This is a genomic window from Lentzea sp. NPDC055074, from assembly GCF_053608005.1.
Window position 1 is genome coordinate 326792 of the sequence record NZ_JBSGUQ010000002.1, and the last position, 20927, is coordinate 347718.

Consider the following 20927-nt stretch of genomic DNA (forward strand, 5'->3'; position numbering starts at 1 on the left):
TTTTGTTTTCTTGCTTTTGGCGCGTGTTGGCGCCCTCCGTGGGGGGTGTTGACCCGCCGTGGGCCCGGGGGGGGGGGCTTGCCCCCGCCGCGAACGGAGCCCAGCAACCGGACCAGTCCTGCCCAGCCCGCTCCCCTCCCAGCCCGCTCCCCTGCCGCGTTGCACTCCTGCCCGCTTGATTCCACGCGAAACGAGTCGCCTCGTCTCGCGTCACGGCCGTCTCCTCCCCCGGCCGTACTCGGCATGGCTTCGCCGACGGCACCGAACCACCCCGCGGCGAGTCATGCCTCAGTCCACACTGAAACTATCGAGTGACTCGATCCCAGATGAGGTTTGAACCACTTCCTCAGCGGCTATGTCGTCGGAAAATGGCAGGTCGCACTCGAAACACCCGGCGCCGGAGGGAGACAGACCGTGGGGATTCCTCATGATCGGGATCCAGGCACTAGGGTGACCCGCCGTGGACGCCCTTCCCGATCCGACAGACGCCCTTTCCGCTGTCCCTGTCGCTGGTTCCCGGCGCTCGACGCCGGTGGTCGGGCACCTCAAGTTCTTCTTCGGTCCCATGGACTGCGGCAAGTCGACGCTCGCGCTGCAGATCGACCACAACAACTCGCGCCAGGGCCGGCGCGGGCTGCTGCTGGTGCGGCACGACCGGTCGGGCCGGCCGCAGATCTCGAGTCGCATCGGCATCACGCGCGAGGCCGCGGAGATCCGCGACGACGATCTCCGCCGGCTCGTGCGGGCGGAGTGGGCGCAGGGCAGGCGCGTGGACTACCTGATCGTCGACGAGGCGCAGTTCCTCACCCCCGGACAGGTGGAGCAGCTGGCGGAGCTCGCGGACGACGTCCAGGTCGACGTCTACTGCTTCGGGCTCGCCACCGACTTCCGGGGCGAGATGTTCCCGGGGTCGCGGCGGTTGTTCGAGCTCGCCGACGAGCTGAAGGCGATCCAGGTCGAGGTTCTCTGCTGGTGCGGGGTGCCGGGACGGTTCAACGCGCGGGTGCAGGACGGACTCGTGATCCGGGCCGGCGACACGGTGCTCGTCGCCGACACGGCGACGGACACGGAACAGCACCGATCGGGTACAGAGAGCAACGGTGTGGGCGACGCCACGGAAACTACTGTCCGCTACCAAGTGCTCTGCAGGCGTCACTTTAGGTTGGGCGACCTGGGCCCTGACGTCGCACAAAGTGGTCAGCTTCGGTTGGCATAGGCGACTACCCACAGGGTCCACTGGGCCATTAGAGTGATGCATGAGCGCAGGAGCTTGATAACGCGTCACGATCCTGTGGCGATCGCATCCATTAGTAGGAAGCCTTCGTTGACGAGTGAACGACGTCACTGTGGGCGACCATGAGAGCGAGCCGGAAACAAACGGAGCAATCCGGGCGTTGCACACGGTGAGCAAGAAGCCTGGGCCCCGGCCCTGAGCCGAGCGAAAGGACACCGCCATGGCCGACCGCGTTTTGCGTGGAAGCCGGCTCGGAGCAGTCAGCTACGAGACCGACCGAAACCACGATCTCGCTCCGCGCCGGGCAGCGCGGTACGCCTGCCCGAAGGGACACGACTTCGAGGTCCCCTTCTCCGACGACGCCGAGTTGCCGCCGACCTGGGAATGCCGCCTCCACGGCACCGAGTCGAAGATCATCGACGGTGTCGAGCCGGAGGTGAAGAAGGTCAAGCCGCCGCGCACGCACTGGGACATGCTCCTGGAGCGCCGGTCCATCCCCGAGCTCGAGGAGCTGCTCGACGAGCGCCTCGAAGAGCTTCGCGGACGCCGGACCCGCACGGCCTGATCCACACCAGACGCAAAAAGCCGTCCCGGTCTCCCGCCGGGACGGCTTTTTGGGTGCCTCGTAAGGGCCTCTAGGAGGCCCGTACGGCCGCTGTGATCAAGTTCCGGCCCCACCACACGCCCACGGCCGCCAGCACGGCCCAGATCGCCAGCGCGACGATCGAGCGCGGTGAGCCGAGATCGCTCAGGGCGTCCCCCAGCACCGCGGCGAGCACCGTCGAGGGCACCAGCCCGAGCGCCGTGCCGAGCGCGAAGTGCCTGCCGCGCACCGACGTCACGCCCGCGCCGTAGTTCGCCAGCGTGAACGGCAGGATCGGCAACAATCTGATCACGAGCGTCGCCTCGACCCCTCGCCGCGCGAAGACCTGTTCGAGGACCCGCAGCCGCTCCCCGAGCCAGCCCTTCACCGTGTCGCGGCCGAGCCCGCGGGCGATCGTGAACGCGATCAGCGCGCCCGCCGTGAACCCCGCGATCGCGAGGGCGCTCCCCCACCCCACGCCGAACAGCAGTCCCGCCGCCGTGGCGAGGACCGGTTTCGGGAAGAACACCGTTGTACCGAGCGCGCACACCGCCACGAACACGACCGGCGCCGCGTTCCCCGCGCGGTCGACCAGGGCCCGGAGCTCGGTGCCGTCGGGCAGGTCGACGAGCTGTGCCGCGACCGCCAGTGCGACGACGAGCACCACCAGCGCAATCAGTCCCGCAGGTCGCATCAGACCACCGTACGCGGCAAGCTGGGGCACATGACCGTGCTGCTTCCCTCCGGCGAGACCGTCCCCGCGCTCGGCATGGGCACCTGGATGATGGGCGACGACCCGCACCGGCGTGCCCAGGAGCTCGACGCGCTGCGGACCGGTCTCGACCTCGGCCTGACGCTGGTCGACACGGCCGAGATGTACGGCTCCGGCGCGTCCGAGGAGCTCGTGGGCGAAGCCGTCGCCGGCCGGCGCGACGAGGTGTTCCTGGTGTCGAAGGTGCTGCCGTCGAACGCGAGCGCGGCGGGCACGGTCCGCGCGTGCGAGGCCTCATTGCGCCGCCTCGGCACCGACCGGCTCGACCTGTACCTGCTGCACTGGCGCGGCGGTGTGCCGCTGGCCGAGACGCTGGAAGGGTTCTCGGCGCTGCTGGAGGCGGGCAAGATCCGGTACTGGGGTGTCAGCAACTTCGACCTCGACGACGTGCGCGAGCTGACGGCGTTGCCGGGCTCCTGCCAGACCAACCAGATCCTCTACAACCTCTCCCGCCGCGGCCCGGAGCACGACCTGCTGCCGTGGCACGCCTCCACGGGCATCCCGGTCATGGCCTACTCCCCCGTCGAACAGGGCAGGCTGCTCGGCTCTCCCGCGCTGGCGGAGATCGCCGCACGGCACGACGCCACGCCCGCCCAGATCGCGCTCGCTTGGGTGCTGCGCCTCCCCCACGTGAACGCCATCCCCAAGGCGGGCTCGGCCGGCCACGTCCGCGAGAACGCACGAGCGTCGGACATCCGCCTCTCCCCCGAAGACCTCGCCGACCTCGACCGCGCCTTCCCTCCCCCTGCTGGGCGTACGCCGCTCGCCATGCTTTAGTTCCGCGGATGAGCTGGACCGACATCGAGGACTGGATCGGCGAGAAGGTCCCGGCGCTGCACGCCGCGCTGCTCCCGCCTTCGTCCGCTGTGGACGTCGCGGACGCGGAGGAGTCGCTCGGCTACGTGCTGCCTGCGGACGTCTCCGCGTGGTGGCGCCGGTTCGGCGGCATCGGCGAGACGTACACGCACTGGCCGCTCGTCCCGACGATGTGGCAGCCGCACGGCCTCGCCACCGCGCTGCGCCTGCGGACGTTGATGACGGCGGCGATCAGCGGCATCGCCTTCGCGACCCTCGGCGAGGAGAAGGACTACGAGGCCGCGGCGCTGCGGGAGCCCGCCGGAACGCCCTGTGTGGACATCTGGCTGCCCGCGTGGCTCCCCGTCGCGTCGGACGGGTCCGGGTGGGAGCTGTTCGTGGACCTGCGCGGCGGGCCGTCGCACGGGTGCGTGATGGAGTGGGACAAGTACAGCGGCGCCGACAGTGGTCCGTTGTGGACCGACGTCACCGCGATGTTCGACGATGCGGCACGCGCGTTGCGCGGCGAGACGAAGCATCGGATCGTGTTCGAGCGCAACGACTTCCACTGGGAGTGAGACGCGCGTCCCACTCTCACTCCTGCCTCACGCACGGCCCGCTAACGTGGCTCCCCGGTCCTACCAATCAGACACGAGGAAGCGAGGTGAGCGACACATGCCAGGCGACAGTAGCCCGCGCAGGTCACGACACCTCGCACGCTCGTGAGTTCTTCTGGCGTGTGACGCCGCCCCTGCACACAAGGGGAGTCACACGATGCACATCTTCGACATGACACTGCGCATCGCCGAGAGCATGGGCCTCGGCGCGTTGATCGGTTTCGAACGGCAGTACCGCTCGCGCATGGCGGGACTGCGCACCAACGCCCTCGTGGCGGTGGGTGCCGCGTTGTTCGTCCTGCTGTCCGCGCAGGGCTTCGACGGCCAGGGCGACCCCACGCGCGTCGCCGCACAGGTGGTGTCCGGCATCGGGTTCCTCGGCGCGGGCGTGATCCTGCGCGACGGGCTCTCGGTGCGCGGACTGAACACCGCGGCCACGCTGTGGTGCGCGGCCGCGGTGGGGTCACTGGCGGGAGCCGGGCTGCACGTCGTCGCGGCGGCCGGCACGGTGGCGATCATCGCGGTCAACGTCGGCCTGCGGGAGCTGGGCCGGGCCGTGGACCGCAAGGACGAGGAGGTCTAACGCGGCTCGTAGGTCAGGCAGTTCGCGTGGTGCCCGCCCTCGCCCTGGCCGACCCGCACGCTCTGCGCCGTGCACTCCAGCGAGGCGTTGTGCGTGCAGTCGGTGCGCGAGCAGGCGCCGACCTGGGCGACGACCTTGTCCAGGCCGCCCTTCGTGCCCAGCGGGATGAACGTGCCGCAGTCGGCCGCCCCGTTGTCGCCGCGCACGGTGATCGCGAAAGCGTGGCAGCCGTCGTGGTTGTAGGAGCAGTCGCTCACGGTGCAATCGTGGACTGCGGGCATCGCCGGGTTCTCGAGGGTGGTCATGTCCGCTCCTGCCGTGGTGGGAAAGGTTCGGTATTCCGGACCATGCCACCACGGCAGGGAGCCCGCAATTCGAGATGAATTAGGCGAGCCTATCCTCAAGAATCATTTCAGCCGTGGTCGAGAACGCGCCGCAGGAACCGCCGAGTGCGTTCTTCGCGGGGGTCGCCGATCACCTGACCAGGCGTTCCGTGTTCCACGATCACTCCTCCGTCGAGGAACAACACCTGGTCGGCGACCTTCTCGGCGAACCGGATCTCGTGCGTGACGATGACCGTGGTCCACCCTTCCGAGGCGAGGTCTTTGATCACCGCGAGGACCTCCCCCACCAGTTCGGGGTCGAGTGCGGAGGTCGGTTCGTCGAACAGCACCACGCGAGGTTTCAAAGCGAGCGCGCGGGCAATACCGACGCGTTGTTGTTGTCCTCCGGAAAGTTGATACGGGTACGAATCAGCTTTGTCGGCGAGGCCCACCTGGTCGAGCAGGACCCGTGCCTCGGCGACGACCTCCTCCTCTGGACGCTTCTGGGCGACGACCGGTCCCTCGGTGAGGTTCTGCAGGACCGTGCGGTGCGGGAAGAGGTTGTGCGACTGGAAGACCATGCCGCTCTGCGCGCGCAGGCGCGCCGCCTCGGCCCGTCCGGCCTTGCCCGGTGGCAGGGCGGAGAAGTCGACCTGCACGTCGTCGATGCGGACGACGCCGCGATCCGGGGTGTCGAGGGCGTTCAAGGACCGCAGCAGGGTGGTCTTGCCCGAGCCGGACGGTCCCAGCAGGACGGTCGAGGTGCCGCGCGGGGTGCTGAAGCCGATGCCGCGCAGCACGTCCAGCTCGCCGAAGGACTTGTGCAGCCCGGTGACCTCGATGCGGATGTCGGTCATGCGATCACGTACCTGTTCAGCCTGGTCTCCAGTCGTTTCTGCGCGGCGGACAGCGCCACGCAGATCACCCAGTAGTAGAGCCCCGCGAACGAGTACAGGGCGAGGAACTCGTTGCTCTCGGCCGCGGCCAGCTGGGACTCGCGGAAGAGCTCGGTCAGCAGCACGACCGACCCCAGCGAGGTGTCCTTGAGCAACGACAGCAGTGTGTTCGACAACGGCGGCACGGCGGTGCGCGCGGCCTGCGGGAGCACGATGCGCCGCAACGTCTGCGTGTAGCCGAAGCCGATCGTCGACGCCGCCTCGAACTGACCGCGCGGCACGGACAGGATCGCCGAGCGGATCACCTCGGCCGCGTAGCCGGCGACGTTGAGCGAGAACGCGACGACGGCGGCGGTGAACGGCGGGAACTTCAGCCCGATCTGCGGCAGGCCGTAGAACACGATGAACAGCTGCAGCAGCAGCGGCGTACCGCGGATGACCGAGATGAACGCCCGTGCGAGCCCGGACAGCACCCGGTAGGGCGAGATCCGGGCCAGCGCCACCAGGAGTGCCAGTGCCAGGCCGATCGCGAACGACAGGGCGGTCAGCGGGATGGTGACCTTGACCAGGCCCACGAACATCGGCCACGCCGTCGAGCGCAGGATCTCCCACGTGCTGCGCTGGCCACGCCCCTCCGACAGGTCCGCCGACCCACCGTTCTCGACGGACACGTCGGCTTTGAAGTACTTCTGCGAGATGCCCCGCAACGTGCCGTCGGCCTTCAACGCGTCGATCGCCTGGTTCGCCTGCGACAGCAGCGCCGAGTCGGCCTGCCGCAGCGCCAGGACCTGCTCGCTGCCCGCCTGGCCCGCGTCCCCGGCGATCTCGACGTCCTTCGAGCCGGTGGTGGCGAGGTAGTCGAGGACGGCGATGTTGTCGTTGACGATGGCGTCGACGCGTCCCTGTTGCAGCAGCGCCGCGGCCTGGGCGAAGCCCTCGACGGCCTCGACGTTCGCGCCGGCGTCGCGGGCGACCTTCGCCCAGTTGCTGGTGCTGGACTGCGCGGTGGTCCTGCCCCGCAGGTCCGCGACCGACTTGATCCGGTCGTCACCGGTGCGGCGGACGATCACGCCGCGCGAGTAGGTGTACGTGCTCGACAGCCCGTACTTGGCGGCCCGTTCGGGGTTGCGCGACACCTGGTTCGCGATGAGGTCGATCCGCCGGGCGTCGAGCGCGGGGAAGATCGCGTCCCACTGCGTCTCGACGAACTCCAGCCGCCAGCCCGCCTTCGCGGCGATGGCCTTGACGACCTCGATGTCGTACCCGGTGAGCTCCTGGGTCCCGGGGTCGTGGAACGAGAACGGCGGATAGGTGCCCTCGGTGCCGACCCGGACCAGCGGTGGTTGCTCTTGTTGCGCGTACGCCGGTGCGGGGACGACGATCAACAGCAGCAGGAGCAGCACCGCGCCCCTGAACACTTGTCGCATCGGGGCAGGGTAGAGCGAACCGGGCACGCGGTGCTGAAGATCCACTATGCGGGACGGGGTGTGCGGCATGACCACGGTGACCACGGCGGACGGTCAGCTGGTGTCCTACGCCGACCACGGCGGTGACGGCCCGGCGGTCGTGCTGCTGCACAGCTTCCTGATGGACGCGACGATGTGGTCACCGCAGGTCGAGGCGCTCGGTGGCCGCTACCGGCTGGTCGCGATCGACGAGCGCGGCCACGGCGGGACGCCCGCGACCGAGCCGTTCGACCACTGGGACGTCGCCCGCGACGTGCTCGCCGTGCTCGACGCCCTGGACGTGCGGCGGACGGCCGTGATCGGCACCAGCCAGGGCGGGTTCGTGGCGTTGCGGATGGCGTTGCTCGCGCCGGAACGGGTGACGGCGCTGGTGTTGCTCGGCACGTCCGCCGAGACCGAGGACGAGCAGATCTCCGCCGCGTACCAGCAGCTCGCGGAGGTGTGGATCGCGCAGGGGCCGGAAACGGTGATCGAGGCCGTCGCGAAGATCTGCTTGGGCGACTACGACCCGTCGGACTGGACGCCGAAGTGGAGCGAGGTCGAGCCCGACCGGCTGCGGCTGATCATGAACGCACTGGTCGGCCGCGAGAGCGTGCTCGACCGGCTGCCGGAGATCGGCGTGCCGGCTCTCGTGCTGCACGGGACGGCCGACCTCGCCTACCCGGTCGCCAAGGCCGAGGCGCTGGTCTCGGGGCTGCCCGAGGCGTCGCCGCTCGTCCTCGTCGAGGGTGGCGCTCATTTCCTGAGCCTCACGCACGCCGCGGACGTGACCCCGCACGTGGAGCGGTTCCTCAGCGAGACCCTCTGACGGCCCACGCCTTCGCGGTCAGCTCGATCGGACCGCGCTCGGGCAGGCGCGAGCGGAGCAGGTCGCGGACGGCGGCGAGCTGCTCCGGGGGCAACGAGGCCGCGTAGGCCGGTGCCGCGCCCGTGCCGCCCAGGAACGGGCTCCAGAAGTCGTCGAAGTCGCGGAACACCGTGGGCACGACGATGCCGGTCACCTCGACGTCGCGCAGCCCGGCCCCGGTCCACAGCGCGCGCAACGGCTCGGCGCCGCTCACCGTGCTGAAGCGCAGGCCCTCGTCGTGGCCGGCCGCAGCGGGGTCGACGTCCTTCGCGGCGTCCCAGAACAGCCGCATCATCCGCATGCCGCTCGTGTAGTCCCACAGGTACGAACCCACGTACGGCGCGGCGCGGGCGAACTCACCGACCGCCTGGGCCGCGTCCGGCACGAACGTGAGCACGAGCCCGCTGACCACGACGTCCGCGGTGCGCCCGCCCAGGTCGGTGGCGGTGCCGACCTCGAACGTCGCGCCCCGCACCCGTTCCCTCGCCTGCGCGAGGAACCCTTCCGACGGGTCGATGCCCGTGATCGCGGCCGGCCGGGCGTGTGCCAGCACGGTCTCCGTCAGCGCGCCGGTGCCGCAGCCGACGTCGAGCCATCTCCTGCCGGGCGGCACGTCCAGCCAGCGCAGGAACTCCACCGCGACCGGCCGGCTCCACCGGCCCACGTACCGCTCGTAGGCGTCACCCAGTCCCCACATGCGTCGACGGTACCCCCGCCGGAATTAAACGGGGGCTGGTCCGGTTAAGCTGGATGACATATCAACCAGCGAGATCGGGTGGGCTGTGAAGATCGCTGTTCTGGGTGCGGGCCACGTCGGTCCCGTCATCGCGCGCCTCGCCCTGGCGGCGGGCCACGAGGTGAGGATCGCGGGGTCCGGTGACCCGTCGCGGATCGAGATGATCATCGACTTCCTCGCGCCCGGTGCCGTCGCGCTGCCGGCCGCCGACGCGGTCGCGGACTCCGACCTCGTCGTGCTGGCGATTCCGTGGCACCGCTTCCCCACGCTCGAGCCGGGGATGTTCGCGGGCAAGGTCGTCGTCGACTCGATGAACCACTGGCCGCCCGCCGAGGCGCCCCTGGGCACGAGCGAGCAGGTGGCCGCGCGGCTGGCGGGCGCCCGGGTCGTCAAGACCCTCAACCACGTCGCCTACCAGGACATGGAACCCGCGGGCGGGCGTGCGGTCGGTGTCGCCGGTGACTCACCGGACGCCGTCGCGGCCGTCACGTCGTTCCTGGACGGCATCGGGTTCGACCCGGTGCCGGTGGGGTCCCTGGCCGCGGGACGGCTGCTGGAGCCCGGTGGCCCGGTGTTCGGCGTCGCGGCCGGCAGGCAGGAATTCGAGAACCTCGTCAAGGAGCAGTCATGACCACCACCTTCGGACTCGACACGTTCGGCGACGTCACGCACGACGCCTCCGGCACCCCGCTCACCCACGCCCAGACCATCCGCAACCTGGTCGAGCAGGGCGTGCACGCCGACGAGGTCGGCCTCGACTTCTTCGGCATCGGTGAGCACCACACCCCGGACATGCCGCTGTCGGCGGCCGACGTGGTGCTCGCCGCGATCGCCGCCCGCACGTCGTCGATCCACCTCGGCTCGGCCGTGACGGTGCTCAGCTCGGACGACCCGGTGCGCGTGTACCAGCGGTTCTCCACGCTCAACGCCCTGTCGGACGGTCGCGCGGAGGTCATCCTCGGCCGCGGGTCCAGTGTGGACTCGTTCCCGCTGTTCGGGTACGACCTCGCGGACTACGAGGACCTGTTCGAGGAGAAGACCCACCTCTTCGCGGAGCTGCTCAAGGGCGGCCCGATCACCTGGCAGGGCAAGACCCGCGCGGCGCTGCACGAGCAGGACGTGGTGCCCTACACCGCGCCGTTCCCGACGTGGATCGGTGTCGGCGGCAGCCCGCAGTCCGTGGTGCGCGCGGCGTCGTACGGCTTCTCGCTGATGCTCGCGATCATCGGCGGCCACCCCGGCCGCTTCGCGCCGTTCTCGGAGCTCTACAAGCACGCGCTGGAGAAGTTCGACCGCGCGCCGCTGCCGATCGGGATCCACTCCCCCGGCCACGTGGCGCCGACCGACGAGCAGGCGCGCGAGGAGTTCTGGCCGCACTACCTGGACGTGATCGGCCGGCTCGGCAAGACGCGCGGGTTCGCCACGCCGACGCCCGAGTCGTACGCGCACGAGGTGGGGCCGCACGGCGCGTTGTTCGTCGGCTCGCCGGAGACGGTCGCGGAGAAGATGGCGCGCACGATGAAGAAGCTCGACGCGAGCCGGTTCGACCTGAAGTACGGGATCGGCGGGCTCTCGCACGAGTCTCTGATGCGGACGATCGAGCTGTACGGGACGAAGGTCGTGCCGCTGGTGAAGGACATGCTCGCCTGAGGTGGGGCCGCGCGAGCGGCCCCACCACGTCACTTCTTCGACGAGGCGATCTCGCACTCCTTGGCGTGCTCCAGGCCGAGCGAGATCGACGCCGCGTCGTTGTTCGGCCCGCCCAGCGCGTAGCTGACCATCGTGGAACCCGGCTCGTTGTGCACCTCGACGTAGCGGACTCCCTTGCCGCGCAGGCACTGCACGACGCGGTTGGCGAAGTCGACGGCCTCCGGGTTGGTGGCGTCCTTCTCCCACGGCGGCAGCGGCGACTTCGACTCGCACGCCTGCAGTGCCTTGTCGAGCTCCTCCTTGGTGGGCTGGGGGCGTCCGCTGCCCTCGGCGGCCCGGCCCTTCTTGTCCAGGCCGAAGCTCGCGAGGCACTGGTCGTACGGGACGGTGAGGGCCTCCAGGTCCTCCGGGGTCATGTCGAGGCGTTCGCGGGGGCGTTGTTCCTGCTGCGCCGACGTGGGTGCGGCGCTGCTCGGCGGGGTCGAGATCGAGGCGACCTGGGGCTGGGCCTCGGGTGTGCCGCACGCGGCCAGGAGCAGCAGGAGGGCCGGGATGGCCTTCTTCATCGTCGGGTTTCCTTTCGTCACGCGGCGAGCGCCTGCGTCGGGGTGAGCCTGGCGGCGTGGAGGGAGGGGTAGAGGCCGGCGGCGGCGCCCACGACGAACGCGGCGAGCACGCCCGAGGCCAGTACTTCGAGCGGGAGGACGAGCGGCCAGCGGTGCAGGGTGGCGTAACCCGCCACCGCGAGTGCTCCCAGTGCGGTGCCCGCGAGGCCTCCCAGGCCGGAGAGCAGGACCGCCTCGGTGAGGAACTGGGCCCGGATGTGGCCTCGTGTGGCGCCGAGGGCGCGGCGCAGGCCGATCTCGCTGCGGCGTTCGAGCACGGAGATCACCATCGTGTTCGCCACGCCCACGCCGCCCACCAGCAGGGCGATGCCCGCCAGTCCGAGGAACAGGGCGCTGTAGGTGTTCTGGGTGGCGCGTTTGGCCGCCAGGGCGTCGGAGGGGCGGCTCACCTGCACCAGGCCCGGGACCTCGCCGTGGAGGGTGGCCGGCAGGATCGCCCGTACGTCCTCGATGGACTCCTCGCGGGCCTTCACGTAGACGACCGTGGGATGGCCGTCGAAGCCGAGCTGGGTGCGGGCGGCGTCCCAGCCGACCAGGACCGAGCGTTCGATGTCGGGCGCCAGGGGCGTGGGGGCGAGCACTCCCGTCACGGTGAACCACCGGTCCCCCACGAGCACCGCCGGGTGTTCGCCCACCTCGGGGATGCCCAGGCGCTGGGCGGCGACGTGGCCGAGCACGACGTCCGGGAAGTCGGGACGTGGCAGGAACTCCCCGCTCCGGACGTGGCCGTTCACGGTGTCCAGGAGGCCCGCTGTGGCGGCAAGCACGGTGATGTCGGAGCTGTGGCCGGGGTCGAGGAGGTCGTTGCGGCGGACTCGGGTGTGGGTGTTGGCGACGGCCGCGGCGGCGGTGACCGGGCCGATGCGCCGGGCCATCGCCACCGACGACTCCGGCAGGAGCACCGGGTCGTCCTGGCGCTGGACGGGCTGGGCGCGCAGGAGGTTGGTGCCCAGGGCCGTGAGCTCGTCGAGCAGGGCCTGCTGACTGGAGGCGGGGATGCCGGTGACGACCACGACGGTGGCGATGCCCAGGGCGATGCCGAGCGCGGACAGGGCGGCGCGGAGCCTGCGGGTGCGCATGCCCAGCGAGCCGACGGACAGCAGGTCCACGGGCGAGAGGCGGGTCATCGCTCCCCGATCCTGGAGAACTGGACGGTCGCGTCGGCCGTGTCCGCGACGATCCGCCCGTCGCGCAGCTCCACCCGGCGGGGCAGCGACGCGGCGATGTCGCGGTCGTGCGTGATCAACGCGATGGTGGTGCCCTGCCGGTTGAGGTCCCGCAGCAGCTCCAGCACCGCCAGGCCGTTCGCGGTGTCGAGCGCCCCGGTCGGTTCGTCGGCCAGCACCAGGGACGGGTCGTTCACGACGGCACGGGCGATGGCGACGCGCTGGCGTTCGCCGCCGGACAGCTGCTGGGGCTTGTGGTCGGTGCGATGGCCGAGGCCGACGCGGTGCAACGCCTCCACGGCCATCCCCCGGCGGTCCTTGCGGCGCACGCCGGCGTAGAGCAGGCCGGTCGCGACGTTCTCCACCGCGGACAGCCCGTCGGACAGGTGGAACTGCTGGAACACGAACCCCAGCCTGCTGCCGCGCAACGCGGACAGGCGGCGGTCGGGCAGGCGGGACACGTCCTGGCCGTCGATCTCCACCGTGCCGGACGACGGCAGGTCCAGGGTGCCGACGAGGTGCAGCAGGGTGGACTTGCCGGAGCCGGACGGTCCCACGATCGCGAGCAGCTCTCCCGAGCCGACCTGCAACGACACGTCGTCGAGGGCCGTCACGCCGCCGGGGTACCGCTTGGTCACCGAGCGCAGGGCGAGCACCGGGGTCACTGGGCCGTCACCACTTCCAGGCCGTCCACCACTCCGTCACCGGAGATCTCGACCTTGTCCTGCGAGTACAGACCGGTCTGCACGGCCTTCAGACCGCCCGACGGCAGCTGCACGGCATAACCGCCCTCCTTCAACGCCACGAGCGCCGCCAGCGGCACGGTCAGCACGCCGGTGCGGCTCTCGGTGGTGACGGTGAGGCGCACGGGGGCGGTGTCGAGATCACCGACCGCGGCCGGGTCGTCGGGCGTGATCACCACGTCGACCTTCGGCCCGCCGCCGTTCTCGGCGGGCGTCGCGACCGGGGTCAGCGAGGTCACCTTGGCGGGCACCGGTGTGGTGTCGGGGCGCACGATCGTGACGGGCAGGCCGGTCTTCAGCACACCCGCCTCGCTCACCGGCACCTGCAGCGTGACGAGACGGGTGGTGGGCGTGAGCTCGAACAGGTCTCCCGTGGCCGGGTCACCGAGCTGGGCCTTCACGGTGCCGACGCGCATCGGGCGGTCGAGCACGAGCACGCGGCCGGGCGCGAGGGTGCCGGTCTGCTCGACGCCGAGGGTCTTCTGCCACTTCTTGAGCGCCTCGGCCACGAGCGGCGTGAACTCGGCCTTGGCCGCCTCCCTGGGGCGCGTGCCGACCTTGTAGCCCAGGGCCGCGAGGTTGTCCATGACGACGGCGACGTCCGACCCCTTCAGCCCCGGCGCGTCGAGGGCGCGGAACAGCGGTGTGGCGCCGATGAACACCACGACCGGCTGGTCGTCGACGCGGTAGAGCTCCTTGCCCAGCTCAGTGGTCTGCCCGGCACCGGGCAGCTTCGTGACGGTGCCCGCGGAGTTCTTCACGGTACGGGCGGCGCCGAAGCCGAGCTGGCCCTGCAGGGTGCGGGTGTTCGTGAGGTCCCCCTTCCTCACGGTGGTGGTCCTGACCGCCGGTGGTGGGGCCGCGGCGGGCTCGGCGGGCCGGCCGCGCACCACCAGGACCACGGTCGCGGTGGCGGCGACGACCACGGCGAGCGCCGAGGCCGCGATGACTGTCTTGCGCATGCCGTGGATCTTCGGAGGCACTTGTGAGGATCCTGTGTCGAACCGGTGATCGGGCCGAGGGCGTCCTTATGATCGGCCGGGTGAGCGCTCTCATCCTGGTCGCGGAGGACGACGAGAACCAGGCCGAGCTGGTGCGCCGCTACCTGGAACAGGACCACCACCGGGTGCTGGTCGTCCACGACGGACGGGACGCGCTCGACGTGGTCCGCCTGCACCGGCCCGCTCTCGTGGTGCTCGACCTGATGCTGCCGGGCCTCGGCGGCCTCGACGTGTGCCGGGCGTTGCGGGCCTCGTCGGACGTGCTGGTGCTGATGCTGACGGCGCGGTCCACCGAGGACGACCTGCTGCACGGGCTCGGGATCGGCGCGGACGACTACATGACCAAGCCGTTCAGCCCGCGCGAGCTGGTGGCACGGGTGCGGACGTTGTTGCGCCGGCTGCCCGTGCGGGCACCGAGGCCGATGCTGGAGGTCGGGCCGATCGTGGTCGACCAGCTGCGGCACGAGGTGCGGGTGCGCGACGTGCTGGTCGAGTGCACGCCCGGCGAGTTCGGGTTGCTGGAGGTGCTGGCGTCCGAAGTGGACCGGGTGTTCAGCCGAGAGCAGCTGCTGGAGCGGATGCACGGCATCGACAGCTTCCTGACCGCCCGCACGATCGACACGCACGTGAAGAACCTGCGTCGCAAGATCGAGACCGATCCGCGCACGCCCGCACATCTCGTGACGGTGTACGGGATCGGCTACAAGCTCACGGCCGGGACGCGCTGATGCGCCGAAGCGTCTTCACCCGGCTGCTCGTGGTCGTGGTGCTGATCGCGGTGTGCTCGATCGCCGCGACGGCGTGGCTCGCGACGCAGCTGACGAAGGCGTCGATCGCCCGGGAGCAGGGCCGGGAACTGGCCTCGGACAACAGGATCTACGCGACGTTGCTCGCCTACGCGGCCGGGCACCGCGACTGGTCCGAAGTGGACGGCTACGTCGAGTCGCTGGTGGGCGAGCATCCCGGCCGCCGCGTCGTGCTCGTCACCAAGGACGGCCGCACGGTCGCGGATCGGGGCGGGGACGGCGGCGAGCTGCCGTCCAGGGCCGCGGCGGTGGTGGACCCGCTGGCGGTCGACCCGGTGCTGGTGCCCGGCGCGCCCGCGGACCGGATCGACGAGCGCGTGCTGGGGCCGTTCCGCACGCCGATCGACTTCCGCGACCGCGAGGACCCGACCGGAACGCTGTTCTGCCTGCGGCTCGTCAAGAAGGAGCAGACGCGGCTGGACTGCCGGGAGCGGGACCTGCCGTTCGACACCGCCGCCGACTTCTACGCGCTGCTCGACCTCGAGGACCTCGTCAACGCCTGCCTGGCGCGCCGCTCGCTGCCCCCGACGGACCTCGACCCCGACTACACGCCCGCCCAGAAGCAGTCGGGTGGGGCGCCGCCACCGGACGAACCGGCCGTCGCCGAGTGCGTGGCAGCGTCGCGCAAGGAGCAGCTCGCGCCGTACGTGGCGCCGCCGGCCCTGCTGTACCTGACGAACCCGACAGGCCCGCCGACCGCCGCGATCTCGTTGTCCGGCAACGGCGGGCAGGTCGTGGGCGCCGCGGCGGCGGTGCTGCTGGCCGCGGTCGGGGTGGCGGCGTTCGCGGGCGCGCGGATCACCCGGCCGCTGCGGGCGTTGACCGCGGCCGCCCAGCACCTGTCCGCCGGGGGCGACATCGCGCCGGTGCCGGTGCGAGGGCAGGACGAGATCGCGGGACTGACCAGGGCGTTCAACACGATGGCGGCGAACAGGGCGCAGCTGGAGCAGGCGCGCAAGGCGATGGTCAGCGACGTGGCGCACGAGCTGCGGACGCCGTTGAGCAACATCCGGGGCTGGCTGGAGGCGGCCGAGGACGGGGTGAGCGACCTCGACCCGGCGCTGATCACGTTGCTGCTCAAGGAGGCGCTCGTGCTGCAGCACGTCGTGGACGACCTGCAGGACCTCGCCGTCGCCGACGCGGGCTCGTTGCGCCTGACGCTCGAACGGGTGAATGTCGCGTCGGCGTTGGAACAGGTCCAAGCGGCGCACGAGGTCCGTGCCGCACAGGCGGGCGTCACGCTGACGGTGTCGGCGGACCGGTCGCTGGTCGTGCGCGCCGATGCCCTGCGGTTGCGGCAGATCCTCGACAACCTCGTCGCGAACGCGCTGCGGTACGTGCCCGCCGGTGGCTCGGTGGCGGTCGAGGCCACGTCCGGGGAGGGCGAGGTCGTGATCACGGTGGCGGACACCGGTTCGGGCATCCCGGCCGAGGACCTCCCCCACGTGTTCGACCGGTTCTGGCGCGCGGACAAGTCGCGCAGCCGCAGCACGGGCGGCAGCGGGCTGGGCCTCGCGATCGTCCGCAAGCTCGTCGAGGCGCACGCCGGATCGGTCGATGTGACCAGCACGACAGGCACCGGAACCACGTTCCGCGTCCGATTGCCGGAACTCACCTGATACACCCAGCGTTAGTTCGCTGGAGAGGAAACCGGTGATTGTTCCCATGCCCTCGAGCGCGCCCCGTCGCACGGGCTCGTTCGTACTGACCGAAGACGTGACCGTCCGGGTGACCGGGCAGGCGCGCACCGCGGCCGCGATGCTGCGCGAGCACGTCTTCCGGGAGACCGGCTACCTGTTGGCGGAGTCGCCCGACGGGATGCTGATGGTGTCGCACGACCCGGCGATGCGCGGACTCGGCCCCGAGGGGTACGCGCTGCTGGTCAGCAACGACGCCATCATGCTGCGCGCGGGCACCCAGGCCGGGCTGCGGCACGGTGTGCAGTCGTTCCGGCAGCTGATGACCCGCGACGGCACGGTCCGCGCGGCCGACCTGCGCGACTCCCCCGCGTTCGCGTGGCGCGGTGTGTCGAGCGCGCTGCTGGCACCCGCCGAGATGCGCAGGGCGATCGACCGGATGGCCGCCTACAAGCTCAACGTGCTGCACGTGTTCCCGGACGGCGACGCGGACGCGCTGCGCGATCTCGTCGAGTACGGCCGCGACCACGGCATCACCGTCGTGCCCGAGCTGAGCCCGGCGACGATCGAGCTGCTGGAGCTGTTCCCGAGCCGCTGGGTGCACATCGGTACCGCCAAGCTGACGACGAAGTTCGCCGGTCTGCTGGAACGGCACGGCAAACTGCCGGTGCGCTGGCACGACGGGGACGCGGCCGTCCTGGGCCCGCACGGCACGCTCGCCGAGGGCGACGACGTGCTGCGCGCCATCGCGACCGCGGGCTGGGTCGGCGAGCTGCGCACCATCTCCGCCGTGGCACCCGCCTGGTAGCTCGTTCACAGTCGTCGCGTGATCGCAGGTCACGCGACGACCGGCTTCACATGTTTATCTTTGATCAGCCGGGGCCCGGCGGGCGGCGAAGCCGTGCGACCGGGGAACTTCCGCCGCCCCCGGCGTTCCCGGTCCGGCGGCCGAGCTGTCCGTTGGCTGTGCGTCCTGGTTCGGCGCCGTGCGCGGTGCGATCGTTGTCATCGTGCGGATCTCCTCGAAGACGCGGCCGGCCCCCCGCTTCCGGCTGCTGCTCGTGGACGACGACCGCGAACTGGTGGAGCTGCTCGCCGCGGTGTTGCGCGGTGAGGACTACGAAGTCGACGTCGCCTTCGACGGGCAGCGCGGTCTGCACCTCGCCCTGACCCACCCCTACGACGTGGTCGTGATCGACCGCGTCCTGCCGGCGGTCGACGGGCTGGACCTGGTGTCCCGGTTGCGTTCCCGGTCCGTGCGCACCCAGACCCTGATGCTCACCGCGATGGGGTCGGTGCACGACAGGATCGACGGCCTCGACGCCGGCGCCGACGACTACCTCGCCAAACCGTTCGACCTGGGCGAGCTGACCGCACGACTGCGGGCGCTGTGCCGGCGCGCCGTGCAGCTGGCCGCGGTGCTGCGCATCGGCGCCGGCCGCCTGGAGCTCGAACAACACCAGGTCGTGCTCCCCGACGGTGAGAAGATTCCGCTCACCACCAGGGAGTTCGCGCTCCTGCGGGTGCTCGCCACCCACCCCGAGACGGTGCACACGCGGGCGGCGTTGCGGCGCACGGTGTTCTGCGACGCGCCCTCGCAGTCCATTGTGGACACCTACGTGCACTACCTGCGGTCGAAGGTCGGGCGTTCGGTCGTCCAGACGGTTCAGGGGATCGGCTACCGGTTGGGGGCGCTGTGAGGTCGTGGGCCGAGGCGGAACGCGCCGAGATCAGGCGGGCGCGGCTGAGGGTCAGCGTGCTGGTGGGCCTCGCGATCACGCTGATGATCGCGTTCGTCGGCGCCATCGCGTACACCGTCATGGCGCACGCCCAGGAGACCCAGGTGTCGCGCGAGCTCCGGTACAACGCCCAGTACGGCGTGCCGGGCATCGCGCCCCGGTGCGCGTGGGTGTTCGTGCTGGAGGACGGCGTGCTGCACGAGGGGCCGCTGGAGGTGCCGGACGGGTTCCCCCTGCGCGGCGACATCGACGCGGTGCACAGGTCGGGTGCCTCGGTGCCCCGTGACGTCGTGGCGAACGGCACGGAGTACATGGTGCTCACGGCACCGGGCGCGGACGGCACGACCGTGCAGGCGGTGTTCGACCTGCGCTACCAGCTCGCCGACCGCACGAACCTCCTGCAGGCATTGGCGATCGCACTGGTCTGCGGCCTCGTGGTCGCGGCCTTGATAGGCCTCGGCGTCAGCCGCCGCACAGTGGGCCCGCTGGCGGAGGCGCTGGCCCGGCAACGCAGGTTCGTCACCGACGCGAGCCACGAGCTCCGCACCCCGATCGCCCGCGCCTACCTCCGCGCCCAGCTGCTCGCGGCCGCCGTCGACCTGCCCGACGCCCAGCGCACCGACCTCGACGCGCTGGCCAGGTCGATCCGAGGGCTCGCCGACGTGGTGGACGACCTGCTGGAGTCGGCACAGCTCGACCAGCGCCTCGGCAGACCCGTCGACCTGGCGGACGTAGCGGAGGCCGCGGTCGTCGGCGAGACCGAACGTGCTGCCGAGCGCCGGATCACCCTGACGCTGGACCATCCCGGTCACCCGGTGGTGGTGCACGGGATCGAGACCGGGCTGCGGCGGGCTGTCGACGAACTGCTGGCCAACGCCGTCCGGCACACGCCCGAGGGTGGGCGGATCTCGGTGAGCGTGCGTGGCGGCGACGGAGTGGTCTCCCTGGTGGTGGCGGACAACGGGGAGGGGTTCGAGGCCGGTGAGGCGGGGCGGTTGTTCGAGCGGTTCCACCGCGGGGCCGGGGAGGGGCGGTTCGGGCTGGGGCTCGCGTTGGTGCGGGAGATCGTGACCGGGCACGGGGGGACGGTGTCCGCGGTGGGGCGGCCCGGGGTGGGGGCTCGGTTCACGTTGCGGATTCCGGTGGGTGGGGCGGCGCCGACGGTCCGGGAGCGGATCGCCAGCGCCTGCCCGTGAGGTCTCGTCACCACTGCCCGTCGATCACCACCTCCGCCGCCACCCGGACGTCCACGTCGAGCGGCCGGTCCGGATCCACCGGCTCGATCGCCGACGCCAGCGCGTCCAGCAACGCCGCGCACCGGGGCGCGGTCGGCCGGCGGCCCCCGACGTGCACGGCCTGCCGCAGCCCCAGGGCGAGCGAGCCGCACAGCAGCCGCAGCAACTCCGCGAGGTCGTACGCGCGCAACGCCGCCTGCGTGCCGAACGGCACCACGTCCTGGTTGTGCAGGTTGGTCGGCAGGCTCTGCGTGCTGGCCGGCAGCACCCCGCGCCGGATCTCGGCGACGAACGCGGTCGTGGCCAGCTGGACGCCCTGCAAGCCGTGCTGCTGACCTGGTCCGGCGGCGAGCATCGGGGGCAGGCCCGTGTTGCGGGCCGGGTCGACGAGGAGGTCGAGCTGGCGTTCGGCGAGGTTGCCCAGGGAGGCGGTGACCATGGCGAGGACGTCGGCGGCGAAGGCGGCGGGCTGGCCGAAGAAGTTGCCGCCGTGGGCCACGAGGTCGTCCTCGGGGAAGAACAGCGGGTTGTCGCTGACTCCGCCCAGGTCCGCGGCGACGACGCTGTCGACGTAGCGCAGGGCGTCCTCCGCGGCGCCGAGGAGCTGGGGTGAGCAGCGGATGCTGTACGGCTCCTGCAACGCGCGCAGGCCGCTCGGTGTCGTGCCGTCGAGCATGGAGCGCATCCAAGACGCCACTGTGACGGCGCCGGTGTGCCCGAACGCGGAGATCAGGCGGTGGTCGGTGAAGCCGGGGTCGGCGCCGACGACGTCGACGAGCAGACAGGTGAGGTCGGCCAGGGCGCGGTGGGAGGCGCGGACCGACGACAGGGCCAGGGCGGTGGCGGCGGTCGTCACGGAGGTGCCGTTGACCAGGGCGAGGGCGTCACGGCCGTCGAGCTGCAACGCGGTGAGGCCGGCCGAGGTCAGTGCTTCGGCGGCGGGGAGGCGGACGCCGTCGAGGTAGGCGTGGCCGCGGCCGCGCAGTGCCTGGGCGGCGTAGGCGAGCGGGATGAGGTCGCCGCTGGCGCCGACCGAGCCGTAGCGCGGGACGGCCGGGACGAACGTCGTCGCGAACATCGCGGACAGGCCCTCGACGACGTGCGCGGACACGCCGGACAGGCCCTGGGCCAGCGACCAGGTGCGCACCAGCAGCGCGGCTCTGGCGACGTCCAGGGGCAGGTCGGGGCCCTGGCCCGCGCCCAGGTGTGCCAGGGTGTTGTCGCACTGGTCGGCCTCGGAGGACCTGCCCGCGAAGCCCACCAGGGCACCGAATCCGGTCTTCGCGCCGTACACCGGGCGCTCGTCGTCGGCGAGGACCGTGCGCAGGTAGGCGCGGCCCCGTTCGACGCGGTCGAGAACGCCGGAGCCGACGAGCACGTCCAGTGGTGCGGACGAGCGTCGCAGGTGCGCGGGAGTCAGGGGCGAACCCAGGTCCACGGACGTGTCTGAGGCGGTCGTGGTCACGGGACGG

At 71.3% G+C, this 20927-nt stretch carries 23 protein-coding genes; 13 read left to right on the plus strand and 10 right to left on the minus strand.

The window, feature by feature from the left end; translation table 11 throughout:
- The first annotated feature begins 460 nt into the window (after positions 1 to 460).
- Positions 461 to 1216 carry a thymidine kinase gene (locus tag ACWF7A_RS05625; protein WP_452249228.1) on the plus strand — a complete coding sequence of 252 codons (756 nt, stop codon included), beginning with the start codon at positions 461 to 463 and terminating at the stop codon, positions 1214 to 1216.
- A gap of 238 nt (positions 1217 to 1454) precedes the next feature.
- Positions 1455 to 1799 carry an RNA polymerase-binding protein RbpA gene (locus ACWF7A_RS05630; protein WP_030466135.1) on the plus strand — a complete coding sequence of 115 codons (345 nt, stop codon included), beginning with the start codon at positions 1455 to 1457 and terminating at the stop codon, positions 1797 to 1799.
- Positions 1800 to 1869: 70 nt separating this feature from the next.
- On the opposite strand, the gene ACWF7A_RS05635 is transcribed toward ACWF7A_RS05630, so the two are convergent.
- The gene (locus ACWF7A_RS05635) at positions 1870 to 2511 is read right to left on the minus strand and encodes a TVP38/TMEM64 family protein (RefSeq protein WP_452249229.1); all 642 of its coding nucleotides are present in this window, start codon (positions 2509 to 2511) and stop codon (positions 1870 to 1872) included.
- Positions 2512 to 2541: 30 nt separating this feature from the next.
- On the opposite strand from ACWF7A_RS05635, the gene ACWF7A_RS05640 reads away from it, so the two are divergent.
- The 3 genes from ACWF7A_RS05640 to ACWF7A_RS05650 all read left to right on the plus strand — a co-directional run bounded on the left by ACWF7A_RS05640 (position 2542) and on the right by ACWF7A_RS05650 (position 4584).
- Positions 2542 to 3366, plus strand: a complete 825-nt coding sequence (locus tag ACWF7A_RS05640) for an aldo/keto reductase (RefSeq protein ID WP_452249230.1) — start codon at positions 2542 to 2544, stop codon at positions 3364 to 3366.
- An 8-nt stretch (positions 3367 to 3374) separates the two neighbouring features.
- Positions 3375 to 3962 carry an SMI1/KNR4 family protein gene (locus ACWF7A_RS05645; RefSeq protein WP_452249231.1) on the plus strand — a complete coding sequence of 196 codons (588 nt, stop codon included), beginning with the start codon at positions 3375 to 3377 and terminating at the stop codon, positions 3960 to 3962.
- Positions 3963 to 4158: 196 nt separating this feature from the next.
- Positions 4159 to 4584: an MgtC/SapB family protein gene (locus tag ACWF7A_RS05650; protein ID WP_452249232.1), complete on the plus strand. Its 426-nt coding sequence runs from the start codon at positions 4159 to 4161 to the stop codon at positions 4582 to 4584.
- Here ACWF7A_RS05650 and ACWF7A_RS05655 read toward each other — a convergent pair.
- The 3 genes from ACWF7A_RS05655 to ACWF7A_RS05665 form a co-directional block, all read right to left on the minus strand.
- Positions 4581 to 4889 carry a DUF1540 domain-containing protein gene (locus ACWF7A_RS05655; RefSeq protein WP_452249233.1) on the minus strand — a complete coding sequence of 103 codons (309 nt, stop codon included), beginning with the start codon at positions 4887 to 4889 and terminating at the stop codon, positions 4581 to 4583. The two genes, ACWF7A_RS05650 and ACWF7A_RS05655, sit on opposite strands and share 4 nt — an antisense overlap.
- 107 nt (positions 4890 to 4996) lie before the next feature.
- On the minus strand, positions 4997 to 5764 hold the full coding sequence (locus ACWF7A_RS05660) for an amino acid ABC transporter ATP-binding protein (RefSeq protein WP_452249234.1): 768 nt from the start codon (positions 5762 to 5764) through the stop codon (positions 4997 to 4999).
- Complete coding sequence (locus tag ACWF7A_RS05665) at positions 5761 to 7230, minus strand: ABC transporter substrate-binding protein/permease (protein ID WP_452249235.1); 1470 nt, start codon at positions 7228 to 7230, stop codon at positions 5761 to 5763. The genes ACWF7A_RS05660 and ACWF7A_RS05665 overlap by 4 nt, the downstream gene beginning before the upstream one ends.
- A 67-nt stretch (positions 7231 to 7297) precedes the next feature.
- Between ACWF7A_RS05665 and ACWF7A_RS05670 the strand changes: the two genes are divergently transcribed.
- Positions 7298 to 8077, plus strand: coding sequence for an alpha/beta fold hydrolase (locus tag ACWF7A_RS05670; protein ID WP_452249236.1), 780 nt, complete (start codon positions 7298 to 7300; stop codon positions 8075 to 8077).
- On the opposite strand, the gene ACWF7A_RS05675 is transcribed toward ACWF7A_RS05670, so the two are convergent.
- Positions 8061 to 8813, minus strand: a complete 753-nt coding sequence (locus tag ACWF7A_RS05675; RefSeq protein ID WP_452249237.1) for a class I SAM-dependent methyltransferase — start codon at positions 8811 to 8813, stop codon at positions 8061 to 8063. The genes ACWF7A_RS05670 and ACWF7A_RS05675 overlap by 17 nt on opposite strands.
- An 85-nt stretch (positions 8814 to 8898) precedes the next feature.
- On the opposite strand from ACWF7A_RS05675, the gene ACWF7A_RS05680 reads away from it, so the two are divergent.
- Both ACWF7A_RS05680 and ACWF7A_RS05685 read left to right on the plus strand, forming a co-directional pair.
- Positions 8899 to 9483 carry an NADPH-dependent F420 reductase gene (locus ACWF7A_RS05680; RefSeq protein ID WP_452249238.1) on the plus strand — a complete coding sequence of 195 codons (585 nt, stop codon included), beginning with the start codon at positions 8899 to 8901 and terminating at the stop codon, positions 9481 to 9483.
- The gene (locus ACWF7A_RS05685; RefSeq protein WP_452249239.1) at positions 9480 to 10502 is read left to right on the plus strand and encodes an LLM class flavin-dependent oxidoreductase; all 1023 of its coding nucleotides are present in this window, start codon (positions 9480 to 9482) and stop codon (positions 10500 to 10502) included. The genes ACWF7A_RS05680 and ACWF7A_RS05685 overlap by 4 nt, the downstream gene beginning before the upstream one ends.
- 29 nt (positions 10503 to 10531) lie before the next feature.
- On the opposite strand, the gene ACWF7A_RS05690 is transcribed toward ACWF7A_RS05685, so the two are convergent.
- From ACWF7A_RS05690 to ACWF7A_RS05705, 4 genes are read right to left on the minus strand one after another with little or no spacing between them, the layout of a single operon-like run.
- Positions 10532 to 11068, minus strand: coding sequence for a hypothetical protein (locus ACWF7A_RS05690; protein WP_452249240.1), 537 nt, complete (start codon positions 11066 to 11068; stop codon positions 10532 to 10534).
- Positions 11069 to 11085: 17 nt separating this feature from the next.
- Complete coding sequence (locus tag ACWF7A_RS05695) at positions 11086 to 12255, minus strand: ABC transporter permease (RefSeq protein WP_452249241.1); 1170 nt, start codon at positions 12253 to 12255, stop codon at positions 11086 to 11088.
- The gene (locus tag ACWF7A_RS05700) at positions 12252 to 12959 is read right to left on the minus strand and encodes an ABC transporter ATP-binding protein (RefSeq protein WP_452249242.1); all 708 of its coding nucleotides are present in this window, start codon (positions 12957 to 12959) and stop codon (positions 12252 to 12254) included. Before ACWF7A_RS05700 ends, ACWF7A_RS05695 begins: the two co-directional genes overlap by 4 nt.
- Positions 12956 to 13999 (minus strand): peptidoglycan-binding protein, encoded by a 1044-nt coding sequence (locus tag ACWF7A_RS05705; RefSeq protein WP_452249243.1) that lies wholly within the window; start codon positions 13997 to 13999, stop codon positions 12956 to 12958. The genes ACWF7A_RS05700 and ACWF7A_RS05705 overlap by 4 nt, the downstream gene beginning before the upstream one ends.
- Before the next feature lie 80 nt (positions 14000 to 14079).
- Here ACWF7A_RS05705 and ACWF7A_RS05710 point away from each other — a divergent pair, with 80 nt between their 5' ends.
- The 5 genes from ACWF7A_RS05710 to ACWF7A_RS05730 all read left to right on the plus strand — a co-directional run bounded on the left by ACWF7A_RS05710 (position 14080) and on the right by ACWF7A_RS05730 (position 19416).
- Positions 14080 to 14766, plus strand: coding sequence for a response regulator (locus ACWF7A_RS05710; protein WP_452249244.1), 687 nt, complete (start codon positions 14080 to 14082; stop codon positions 14764 to 14766).
- The gene (locus ACWF7A_RS05715) at positions 14766 to 16463 is read left to right on the plus strand and encodes a HAMP domain-containing sensor histidine kinase (RefSeq protein ID WP_452249245.1); all 1698 of its coding nucleotides are present in this window, start codon (positions 14766 to 14768) and stop codon (positions 16461 to 16463) included. The genes ACWF7A_RS05710 and ACWF7A_RS05715 overlap by 1 nt, the downstream gene beginning before the upstream one ends.
- A 34-nt stretch (positions 16464 to 16497) precedes the next feature.
- Positions 16498 to 17289, plus strand: coding sequence for a glycoside hydrolase family 20 zincin-like fold domain-containing protein (locus ACWF7A_RS05720; protein WP_452249246.1), 792 nt, complete (start codon positions 16498 to 16500; stop codon positions 17287 to 17289).
- 202 nt (positions 17290 to 17491) lie between these two features.
- Entirely contained in the window at positions 17492 to 18181 is a 690-nt protein-coding gene (locus tag ACWF7A_RS05725; RefSeq protein ID WP_452249247.1) for a response regulator transcription factor, read from the plus strand.
- Positions 18178 to 19416, plus strand: coding sequence for a sensor histidine kinase (locus ACWF7A_RS05730; protein WP_452249248.1), 1239 nt, complete (start codon positions 18178 to 18180; stop codon positions 19414 to 19416). Before ACWF7A_RS05725 ends, ACWF7A_RS05730 begins: the two co-directional genes overlap by 4 nt.
- A gap of 7 nt (positions 19417 to 19423) precedes the next feature.
- Here ACWF7A_RS05730 and ACWF7A_RS05735 read toward each other — a convergent pair whose 3' ends face one another.
- Positions 19424 to 20920: an aromatic amino acid ammonia-lyase gene (locus ACWF7A_RS05735; RefSeq protein WP_452249249.1), complete on the minus strand. Its 1497-nt coding sequence runs from the start codon at positions 20918 to 20920 to the stop codon at positions 19424 to 19426.
- Between the last annotated feature and the right edge of the window lie 7 nt (positions 20921 to 20927).

Excerpts from the sequence above, each read along its gene's own strand:
- ACWF7A_RS05630 (WP_030466135.1), top strand. The coding sequence starts at position 1,455 with ATGGCCGACCGCGTTTTGCGTGGAAGCCGGCTCGGAGCAGTCAGCTAC.
- ACWF7A_RS05635 (WP_452249229.1), bottom strand. The coding sequence starts at position 2,511 with ATGCGACCTGCGGGACTGATTGCGCTGGTGGTGCTCGTCGTCGCACTG.
- ACWF7A_RS05640 (WP_452249230.1), top strand. The coding sequence starts at position 2,542 with ATGACCGTGCTGCTTCCCTCCGGCGAGACCGTCCCCGCGCTCGGCATG.
- ACWF7A_RS05645 (WP_452249231.1), top strand. The coding sequence starts at position 3,375 with ATGAGCTGGACCGACATCGAGGACTGGATCGGCGAGAAGGTCCCGGCG.
- ACWF7A_RS05650 (WP_452249232.1), top strand. The coding sequence starts at position 4,159 with ATGCACATCTTCGACATGACACTGCGCATCGCCGAGAGCATGGGCCTC.
- ACWF7A_RS05655 (WP_452249233.1), bottom strand. The coding sequence starts at position 4,889 with ATGACCACCCTCGAGAACCCGGCGATGCCCGCAGTCCACGATTGCACC.
- ACWF7A_RS05660 (WP_452249234.1), bottom strand. The coding sequence starts at position 5,764 with ATGACCGACATCCGCATCGAGGTCACCGGGCTGCACAAGTCCTTCGGC.
- ACWF7A_RS05665 (WP_452249235.1), bottom strand. The coding sequence starts at position 7,230 with ATGCGACAAGTGTTCAGGGGCGCGGTGCTGCTCCTGCTGCTGTTGATC.
- ACWF7A_RS05670 (WP_452249236.1), top strand. The coding sequence starts at position 7,298 with ATGACCACGGTGACCACGGCGGACGGTCAGCTGGTGTCCTACGCCGAC.
- ACWF7A_RS05675 (WP_452249237.1), bottom strand. The coding sequence starts at position 8,813 with ATGTGGGGACTGGGTGACGCCTACGAGCGGTACGTGGGCCGGTGGAGC.
- ACWF7A_RS05685 (WP_452249239.1), top strand. The coding sequence starts at position 9,480 with ATGACCACCACCTTCGGACTCGACACGTTCGGCGACGTCACGCACGAC.
- ACWF7A_RS05690 (WP_452249240.1), bottom strand. The coding sequence starts at position 11,068 with ATGAAGAAGGCCATCCCGGCCCTCCTGCTGCTCCTGGCCGCGTGCGGC.
- ACWF7A_RS05695 (WP_452249241.1), bottom strand. The coding sequence starts at position 12,255 with ATGACCCGCCTCTCGCCCGTGGACCTGCTGTCCGTCGGCTCGCTGGGC.
- ACWF7A_RS05705 (WP_452249243.1), bottom strand. The coding sequence starts at position 13,999 with ATGCGCAAGACAGTCATCGCGGCCTCGGCGCTCGCCGTGGTCGTCGCC.
- ACWF7A_RS05715 (WP_452249245.1), top strand. The coding sequence starts at position 14,766 with ATGCGCCGAAGCGTCTTCACCCGGCTGCTCGTGGTCGTGGTGCTGATC.